The organism is Lysinibacillus sp. NPDC047702, assembly GCF_050272555.1.
GTDB lineage: Bacteria > Bacillota > Bacilli > Bacillales_A > Planococcaceae > Lysinibacillus.
The window spans coordinates 1-9,468 of sequence record NZ_JBNNMG010000106.1; the positions used below are offsets into that span (position 1 = coordinate 1).

The window sequence follows — 9,468 nt, forward strand, 5'->3', positions numbered from 1 at the left end:
AATTCATTGTATGGCTGGGGGTTTTTTTCTTGTCCATAGCTAGAAGCTCTTTAGAACCCCTCGCATAGCAAGGGGTTTTCAAAAGATACAATAAAGAAAAGCACGTTCCTACATAATGTAGAGAACGTGCTTCTTTGGTGATTACCACCAAATGATAGTTAAGAATGCTAAGAAGAATGTAAATGCGATTAAAATTCCCATCCACATGAAGAAGCCAATTACACCACCGAAGTGAGTTTTTTTGTCTTCTAAGTGCATGAAAGCGTAAAGTTGAAGAACAACTTGAACTCCAGCAAGTAATAAAACAAACGGGAATATTAAGTATTTAGAAAAATCGGCTGCAACTACTGCGAACGCGATAAATGTAAAGAAAATCATAATCGCAAAGTTGATTACCTGTTTACGCATATGAACAGCATTATGATGACGATCATACTCGTATTGTGCCTGTGACTTAGCAACTATAGGTGTATCGTGTGATGACATTATCCGATCACTCCCATCAAGTATACTACTGTAAAGATGAATACCCAAACTACGTCGATAAAGTGCCAATATAAAGCAGCGACGAAGAATTTAGGTGCGTTATATAAGTTTAGTCCACGTTTAGCATTACGAATCATTAATGTTGCAATCCATACAAGTCCTAAACATACGTGGAAACCGTGTGTACCAACTAAAGAATAAAATGCAGTTGCGAAAGCAGATTGGTTAAATGTAAAACCAAGGTGCACATAGTGTTGGAATTCATAGATTTCAAGTGCTAAGAATCCAAGACCTAAAGCTAAAGTAATTGCTAACCAAGTTTGCATACCTTTAAAGTTAAAGTTACGCATATGGTAAATTGCATATACAGATGTTAGTGATGATGTTAAAAGTAACATGGTCATTGCAAATGCTAAAGGTAATTCAAATAAACCTTGCGTTGTGAACTCCATGCCTGCTGGCCCTTTGTTCTTAAGCGCTAAGTAAGTAGCGAATAAACTTGCGAAAAGTACAACTTCACAGGCAAGGAAAATCCAGAAACCAACGACTTTATTTTTACCTTCCATCGTAGCTTGTTCAGGATGATCTGGCCAAGTATGAGGAGTAAATTTAGTATTGAAATCCATTATTTATTTCCTCCTTTGCCGTAAAGTTTTTCTTCAATCTCAATAATTTCTTCTTTGTGTAAGTGGAAGCCGTGGTCGTCCTTAATAGAACGGAAAATCATAGCACCAAATGTGATAGCAAGACCAGCAATTAAGATATAGATTGACCATGGCTTATCTGCATCTGGATTGTAAAGAGCACCGAATGCCGCAATAAACAGACCCATAGAAATTACGAAAGGAATTGCAGAGTTGTTTGGCATATGGATATCACCTAATGGCTCAGCAAATGTAACTTCTTTATTACCTTCTTGTTTTTCAATCCACCATGGATCTAAACCACGTACAAGTGGTGTTTGACGGAAGTTATAGAATGGAATTGGTTGTGGAATTGACCATTCTAGTGTACGTCCATCGCCCCATGGGTCGCGACCTGCTGGTTTACCTTTGATGGACATTAAGCAGTTGATTACCATCATGATAACCCCAACACCCATCATTGCAGCACCGACTGTTGAAATATAGTTGAACTGATCCCAACCTTGACCTTCCATGTAAGTGAATACGCGACGTGGCATACCCATCAGACCTAGGAAATGTTGTAGGAAGAATGTTAAATGGAATCCAATGAAGAATACCCAGAAAGTCCATTTTCCTAATGTTTCGTTTAACATACGGTTGAAGAAAATTGGCCAGTAGAAGTGCGCTGAACCGAATAAAGCTGTTACGATACCACCTACGATTACGTAGTGGAAGTGAGCAACGATAAAGTAAGAATCGTGTAATTGGTAGTCAAGAGGTGCAGATGCTTGCATTACCCCTGTAACACCACCCGCAACGAATGACGGGATGAAACCAAGTGCATAAAGCATTGGTGTTGTAACTTTAATAGATCCGCCCCAAATAGTTAAGATCCAGTTGAATACTTTCATACCAGTTGGTACGGCAATTGCCATTGTTGCAACGGCAAAGATTGCGTTTGCTGTTGGCCCAAGACCAACTGTAAACATATGGTGAGCCCAAACCATGAACCCTAAGAAACCGATTAAAATTGTTGCGAATACCATTGAAGAGTATCCGAATAAACGCTTACGAGAGAACGCTGGAATAATCTCAGAGAATAAACCGAATGCTGGTAATACTAAGATATAAACCTCTGGGTGTCCGAAGATCCAGAATAAATGTTCCCAAATAATTGTGTTACCACCCATAGTATGGTCAAAGAAGTTACCACCAAACATACGGTCAAATAACATCATTAATAAACCAATTGTAAGTGGAGGGAATGCGAATAAAATTAAAGCACTTGATACAAGCGATGTCCAAGTGAATAATGGCATACGCATGAATGTCATACCAGGAGCACGCATTGTAATAATCGTAACAATAAAGTTAAGACCTGAGATTAATGTACCTGCCCCTGAAATTTGTAAACCAAGTACATAGAAGTCAATACCATGTCCTGGAGAGTATAATGATAATGATGCATAAGAAGTCCAGCCCGCATCAGGAGCGCCACCCATAAAGAATGACAGGTGAAGGAATACTGCACCTAGGAAGAATAACCAGAACCCTAAAGAGTTAAGGAACGGGAATGCAACGTCACGCGCACCAATCTGTAATGGTACAAGCATGTTCATAAATGCGAATAGTAATGGAGTCGCTGCTAGGAATAACATTGTCGTTCCGTGCATTGTTAATAATTCATTGAAAAAACCTGCTGATATGAAATCGTTATTTGGTTTCATTAACTGAATACGCATTAATAACGCTTCAAAACCAGCGATAGCGAAGAACAATGTACCGGCTAATAAATACATCACTGCTAACTTTTTATGGTCAACAGTAGTAATGTAATCCCAGACAGTTGCTCCAAAGCCCTTTTTCTGTGTGTATGAGCTCACAACTTTTACCTCCCTCAAAGTTTGTTACATAAAACTTAAAATTATTTTTCAACAGATAAGCTCATGATATATGTCGCAAGAGCATCAATTTGTTCGTCAGAAAGTTCACCATATTTTCCTGTCATTAAGTTGCCTGGTTTATAATATTCAGGGTCCTTAATCCAAGCTTTTAGGCTCTCTTCATCATGATTTAAGAAACCAGCTACACGGTTACGGTCACCAAATGTCGTTAAGTTAGGACCTGGTGCACCACTAACGCCTGTACCAGAAATTGCGTGACAGCCTAAACAGCTGTTAGCAAATGTTGCTTCTCCAAGATCTGTTGAAGCTTTGTCAGCAACTTTACCTTCTGTTGCTTTCATTGCAGTTACCCATGCATCAAATGCTTCTGGGCTTAAAGCTTTAACTTTGAAGTCCATTAATGCGTGTGAAGGACCACATAACTCAGCACATTTACCATAGAAAACGCCATCTTTAAGGTCTTTCGATTCTTTATCGAATACTAAGTAGAATTTATTTAAGTTTTCTACGTTCGTATCCATTTTACCGCCCACAGCAGGAATCCAGAATGAGTGCTTTACATCGGCAGCTTTTAAGTTAAAGTAAACTTTTTGACCCGTTGGTACAACTAATTCTTGTGAAGTTACAATACCTTGGTTAGGGTATTCGAACTCCCACCAATATAATTTTGCAGTTACATTTACTGTAAGTGCTGTTTTGTTACCATTTTCATCTACTTCGTCCATTGCAGCAACATCTGCAAATTTATAAGTAGCAGTAACAACTGGTACTGCAATAATTAATAATAAAATAATTGGAATAACTGTCCAAATCACTTCTAACGTATGACTACCTTCAACTTGCTTAGGAATCACATTTTCGCCGACTCTTGAACGACGGAATTTTAAGAATGCAATTAAATAGATAACAGATACTACTACTACTACTAGCGTCATAATTACAGTAGTTAACAGTAATAAATTCAATTGCTCTTTACCTACTTCTCCAGATGGTCTTAGTGCTGAAAGATAATCTTCACCACAACCGGAAAGGAAAACCATCATCACTGCTAGAAGTGAAAAAAGACGCCATTTTTTAAGCCCTTTCATCATAGCTTAATTAAACCCCTCTTTCTTTGTTGTATTTTCATGTGTACCTAGGACATTAGTGCTGTCTATTTGAATTCTTTAGGAAAAGAAAGAATTCCTAAATTAGCTAAACAACGCAAAAATTATGATGGATACAAATAATATGGTCATATGATTCAACGAATAGATAAACATTTTATTTGCCCATTTCATATCATCTTTTGCGGTAAAGCCTTTAAAAGCTAGAATTAACCAGCCCAAGTTCAATGCAGTTGCAAGAATTAAGAAGCCAACCCCAAGCTCTGGTAAAAGGAAAGGTAACGGTAATAATAAAAGAATCCAGAATAACATCGAGTATTTCGTTCGTTTAAATCCCTTTACAACAGGTAGCATCGGAATATTAGCAGCACGGTATTCTTCAGTACGTTTCATCGCAAGCGCATAAAAATGCGGTGGTTGCCATGCAAACATGATAAGAAATAAAGCAAGTGCTCCTGGACCTAATGCAGGTTCAACAGCTGCAAACCCAATGACTGGTGGAATTGCTCCTGAAATACTTCCTACAACCGTGTTACTAACATGCTTCCTCTTAGACCACATTGAATATAGAACAACATAAGCAAATATTCCTGCTAATCCCCACATGCCGGCCGCAAATGATGCCGCAAATAACAAAATTTCACCTACAATTAAAAATGAGAGGGCAATGGTCAATACAAAATTCGGCTTAAATCTACCTGTTACTGTCGGTCTTGCCTTCGTTCTTTTCATGATTGGATCTATATCCTGGTCAATGAAGTTATTCATTGCACCTGAGCCACCAATTATGAGTGCCGCTCCCAGCATGGTGAACAATATGACATCTAACTCTTGCAAGAAATGCCTACTAGTAAATTGAAATGCCAGCCACATCCCTGTAAACGTTGTGACAAGATTCGAGTTAACGATTCCAATTTTTATCAGTGCTAAGAAATCTTTTACAACAGATGTTGACTCTGGCCCAGTATTTCTAGTAGCCGACAATGCACGACCGTTTGACATGTTACCTCTCCTTTCATTTTTGTAAGCATATTCCGCTACAATTACTATAGCGAAATTTGCGATTGATTTCTAGACATTAAGTGAAATTTAGATGAAGTTGTAAAAATTAGCTTTGTCTAGAAATATAATTAAAAACAACATATCTATAGTAAAACATTTTCTAAAATGAATTGTGAAGGTTAAAGCACGAAATTATGAACAATTTGTGAAATGGATTCGACATCTAAAACTCCCTACTCTTTACAAGTTGTTTTTTACCTGTATTTTCGATATTATCTAGTAGCAGAAACATTACTTTCATGTAATGTTGATAGATAAAGTAGGTGACTCATTTTATGCAACACAACAGGTATATGAAGTGGTTTGCTGTTGCCGCTACAGTTGGAATGCTCCTTATTTTACTTGGTGGAGCACTTGTTACCAAAACAGATAGTGGCTTAGGCTGTGGTCGAAATTGGCCTGATTGCAATGGTTCTCTTATTCCAAAAGAAATTACACCAGAAGTTTTAATTGAATTCTCACATCGTCTTGTAACTGGGGTCGTATCTATTTCAATTCTTGTGTTAACAATTTGGACATGGCGTAAACTCGGTCATATTCGTGAAGTAAAACTATTAGGTTTCCTAGCGATGTTCTTCTTAATCGCGCAGGCTCTCATTGGCGCAGCTCAGGTATTGTGGGGACAAGGTGACTTTATATTAGCCCTCCACTTCGGAATTTCCTTGATTTCTTTTGCTGCTGTTCTTCTTCTCTCTATGATTGTATTTGAAGTGGATCGAAAATTTGATGCAGTTAACGTTTTTATTGGAAAAAAATTACGCTGGCACACGATTGCCGTCACAATTTATTCTTATTTAGTCGTTTATACAGGTGCGCTTGTACGCCATACGGATTCTAGTTTAATATGTCCTGATTGGCCGTTCTGTTACAACGAAACACCTCTAGCACCTCTAAATAATATGTATGAATGGGTGCAGATGGGGCACCGCTTAGCTGTTCTTATCTTTTTCATTTGGATTGCATACATAACTTGGCACGCTGTAAAAGAGTATAAAAATCAACGTGTTATTTACTATGGTTGGGTGATTGCCTTTATTATAGTAATCTTACAGGTAATTGCTGGTATGTTAGTAGTCCTAACAAAATTAAATTTAATTGTCGCATTACTACATTCATTATTTATCTCAATTTTATTCGGTCTACTTTGCTACATGATAATGCTAGTTGCACGTAGCAATTATAATGAAAAAAATAAATAATACTAGAAAAGGATTCGTGCTATTTTAATGACGAATCTTTTTTGCCTTTCTATCTTATCTATATTCCTCTCGCTAGTTAAGAGATGGAAGTATTCTGCTGAATCAAGTTAAATTGTCAAAAAATAGACATAACTGCACATAAAAGGGTTAATAGATGGCTATTTAAAGCTGCCTATTAACCCTTTTTCATTAACTTTTATTCAATTTCAATTAACAAATCACCTGTTGAAATCGCATCGCCTGCACTTGCATAGACCTCTTTTACGATCCCATCTTTCGGTGCTTGGACAGTTGTTTCCATTTTCATAGCCTCGGTAATTAACAGATGGTCTCCTCGTTTCACTTGACTGCCCTTCGATACCACTACCTTTAACACAGTTCCTGGCATTGTGGCACCGATTTGATTCGGATTGCTTGGATCTGCCTTTAACGCTATGCTACCATCCACCTCAACCGTCATATCTTGAATCATGAGCTCACGGGATTGACCGTTTAGCTCGAAGTACATAACGCGTGTCCCATCGTGCTGTGGCTCTCCAATAGACACTAGCTTTATAATCAGCGTTTTGCCTTTTTCGATTTCGACCTCGATTTCTTCCCCTAGCTTTAACCCGTATAGGAAGGTTGGTGTATCCAATACCGAAATATTGCCAAAGGAGTCCACTGTTTTCGCATATTCCTCAAACACTTTTGGATAGAGTGCATACGCGAGTACATCTTTCTTCGTGACTGGGCGATTTAATTTGTCCTCCAGCACTGCCTCTAGCTGCTCAAAATGGACAGGCTCTAGTAGTTCACCAGGACGGACTATGATCGCTTCACGGTCCTTTAACACCACCTTTTGGAGTGCCTCTGGGAAGCCACCGTGTGGTTGTCCTAAATATCCCTGGAAGAACTCAATGACAGAGTCTGGGAAGTCGATCGTTTGGCCTCTTGTTAAGACGGACTGTTCGTCTAATTCATTTTGCACCATAAATAAGGCCATATCCCCGACTACTTTCGAGGACGGGGTTACTTTGACAATATCACCAAATAGAAGGTTCACGCGGGAATACATGCGCTTTACTTCCTCCCATCTGTCACCAAGACCGACTGCTTTTGCCTGCTGCTGGAGATTACTATACTGACCGCCTGGCATTTCATGCACATAAATTTCAGAATGCGGGCTTATCATGCCACTTTCAAAATCCTTATAATAATGACGTACATCTTCCCAATAGTAGGATAGCTTTTCTAGTGCATCAACATCCGCACGTACTGCACGCTGACTGCCCTTCATCGCATAATACAGAGAGTTCGCACTTGGCTGTGAGGTTAAGCCTGCCATCGAACCAAGAGCTGTATCAATAATATCTACACCTGCTTCAATGGCTTTGGCATAGAGATAAATGCCGTTCCCACTTGTGTCGTGTGTATGCAGGTGGATTGGCAAACTTGTCGTCTCTTTTAACTCGGAAATTAAACGATACGCTGCTTCCGGCTTTAACAAACCAGCCATATCTTTAATGGCTAAAATATGAGCACCTGTTGCTTCTAGCTCCTTTGCCATGTCCTTATAATATTGCACCGAATATTTCGCACGTGTGTCATCCAAAATATCGCCTGTGTAACAGATCGCTGCCTCAGCAATTTTCCCTGATTGACGTGCGGCATCAATGGCTGTTTCCATCCCTTTTATCCAGTTTAAGCTATCGAAAATACGGAACACATCAATCCCTGATACCGCTGATTCTGCGATAAATTCACGGATTAAATTATCGGGGTAGTTGGTATAGCCTACCGCATTGGCCCCGCGCAGTAACATCTGGAATAGCACATTTGGCACCTGTTCACGCAGCTTTGCAAGACGCTCCCATGGATCTTCTTTTAGGAAACGGTAGGCTACATCAAACGTCGCCCCTCCCCACATTTCGAGCGAGAAGAAATTATGCATCAAGCGCGCTGTGGCGTCGGCAATTTGGAACATATCCTGTGAACGCACACGTGTTGCCAGCAGGGATTGGTGCGCATCTCGGAACGTTGTATCTGTAAGCAGTACATCTTCCTGCGCCTGAATCCATTTCACAAGCCCCTCTGCTCCTTGGGCATCTAAAATTTGCTTTGTCCCTGCTGGTGGCACGATAAATGGCTCCACTTTCGGCATGCCTGGCTGGACAAAGATTGGCTTTGCCTGCTTCTCTACCCCTGGGAAGCCATTTAATGTCACATTGCCAATATAGCTTAACAGCTTTGTCCCACGGTCCTTGCGCACTGGGAAATGAAATAGTTCAGGTGTCGTATCGATAAAGCTTGTATCGAAGGTACCTGTTAAAAATTTCTCATGCGTCACGACATTATTTAAAAACGGAATATTTGTTTTAACCCCACGAATACGGAATTCTTTTAAGTTACGGTCCATTTTCGCAGCAGCTTCTTTAAACGACATTCCTGATGTTGAAATTTTCACCAGTAAGGAATCATAGTATGGTGTCACAACAGCACCCTGGAAGCCATTCCCTGCATCGAGACGGACCCCAAAGCCACCGCTCGAACGATACACCATCAGCTTGCCTGTATCGGGCATAAAATCATTGGCAGGGTCTTCTGTTGTCACACGCGCCTGAATCGCATAGCCAATCATTGGCATCTCTTCCTGCTTAGGTAGATGAATTTCTTCACTGTGTAGGGCATAGCCTGCCGCCACCTTAATTTGCGTATGCACAATATCAATACCTGTAATCATTTCCGTAATGGTATGCTCTACTTGAATACGAGGGTTGACCTCGATGAAATAAAATTCTTCACCCGCCACTAAAAATTCCACTGTCCCTGCATTTATGTACGAGACATTTTTCATTAGCTGCACAGCCGCCTCACAAATTCGATTTCTTAAATTTTCTGAAATTGAATTCGACGGCGCGATTTCAACGACCTTTTGATGGCGGCGTTGAATCGAACAATCACGCTCATAGAGATGCACGATATTGCCCTGTTGATCGCCAATAATTTGCACCTCAATATGCTTTGGCTTGATAATTGCCTTCTCTACATATACTTCATCCGAGCCAAAAGCTGCCTTTGCCTCTGATTTGGCCCGTTCATAAGA

The 9,468-nt window shown here is 39.8% G+C and carries 7 protein-coding genes; 1 reads left to right on the top strand and 6 read right to left on the bottom strand.

Going from position 1 to position 9,468, the window contains the following annotated elements; genetic code table 11:
* Nucleotides 1-141 precede the first annotated feature (141 nt).
* From ACQKIM_RS27165 to cyoE, 5 genes are all read right to left on the bottom strand, one after another.
* Nucleotides 142-486, bottom strand: a complete 345-nt coding sequence (locus tag ACQKIM_RS27165; protein WP_427549919.1) for a cytochrome C oxidase subunit IV family protein — start codon at nt 484-486, stop codon at nt 142-144.
* The gene (locus ACQKIM_RS27170) at nt 486-1,112 is read right to left on the bottom strand and encodes a cytochrome c oxidase subunit 3 (protein WP_054770799.1); all 627 of its coding nucleotides are present in this window, start codon (nt 1,110-1,112) and stop codon (nt 486-488) included. Before ACQKIM_RS27170 ends, ACQKIM_RS27165 begins: the two co-directional genes overlap by 1 nt.
* Nucleotides 1,112-2,995 (bottom strand): cytochrome c oxidase subunit I, encoded by a 1,884-nt coding sequence (ctaD, locus tag ACQKIM_RS27175; RefSeq protein ID WP_427549922.1) that lies wholly within the window; start codon nt 2,993-2,995, stop codon nt 1,112-1,114. Before ctaD ends, ACQKIM_RS27170 begins: the two co-directional genes overlap by 1 nt.
* Before the next feature lie 41 nt (nt 2,996-3,036).
* Complete coding sequence (coxB, locus tag ACQKIM_RS27180; RefSeq protein ID WP_427549925.1) at nt 3,037-4,107, bottom strand: cytochrome c oxidase subunit II; 1,071 nt, start codon at nt 4,105-4,107, stop codon at nt 3,037-3,039.
* A gap of 99 nt (nt 4,108-4,206) precedes the next feature.
* A complete protein-coding gene (gene cyoE / locus ACQKIM_RS27185) occupies nt 4,207-5,124 on the bottom strand; it encodes a heme o synthase (RefSeq protein WP_427549927.1) in 918 nt (305 codons plus the stop codon).
* A 335-nt stretch (nt 5,125-5,459) separates the two neighbouring features.
* Here cyoE and ACQKIM_RS27190 point away from each other — a divergent pair, with 335 nt between their 5' ends.
* Nucleotides 5,460-6,383, top strand: a complete 924-nt coding sequence (locus ACQKIM_RS27190; protein WP_427549929.1) for a COX15/CtaA family protein — start codon at nt 5,460-5,462, stop codon at nt 6,381-6,383.
* 196 nt (nt 6,384-6,579) lie between these two features.
* Here ACQKIM_RS27190 and pyc read toward each other — a convergent pair.
* The coding region (gene pyc / locus ACQKIM_RS27195; RefSeq protein ID WP_427549932.1) for a pyruvate carboxylase at nt 6,580-9,468 on the bottom strand (2,889 nt) is incomplete at its 5' end.

What these genes read in the sequence shown, in the direction of transcription:
- ACQKIM_RS27165 (WP_427549919.1), bottom strand. Translation starts at nt 486, where the DNA reads ATGTCATCACACGATACACCTATAGTTGCTAAGTCACAGGCACAATAC.
- ACQKIM_RS27170 (WP_054770799.1), bottom strand. Translation starts at nt 1,112, where the DNA reads ATGGATTTCAATACTAAATTTACTCCTCATACTTGGCCAGATCATCCT.
- coxB (WP_427549925.1), bottom strand. Translation starts at nt 4,107, where the DNA reads ATGATGAAAGGGCTTAAAAAATGGCGTCTTTTTTCACTTCTAGCAGTG.
- cyoE (WP_427549927.1), bottom strand. Translation starts at nt 5,124, where the DNA reads ATGTCAAACGGTCGTGCATTGTCGGCTACTAGAAATACTGGGCCAGAG.
- ACQKIM_RS27190 (WP_427549929.1), top strand. Translation starts at nt 5,460, where the DNA reads ATGCAACACAACAGGTATATGAAGTGGTTTGCTGTTGCCGCTACAGTT.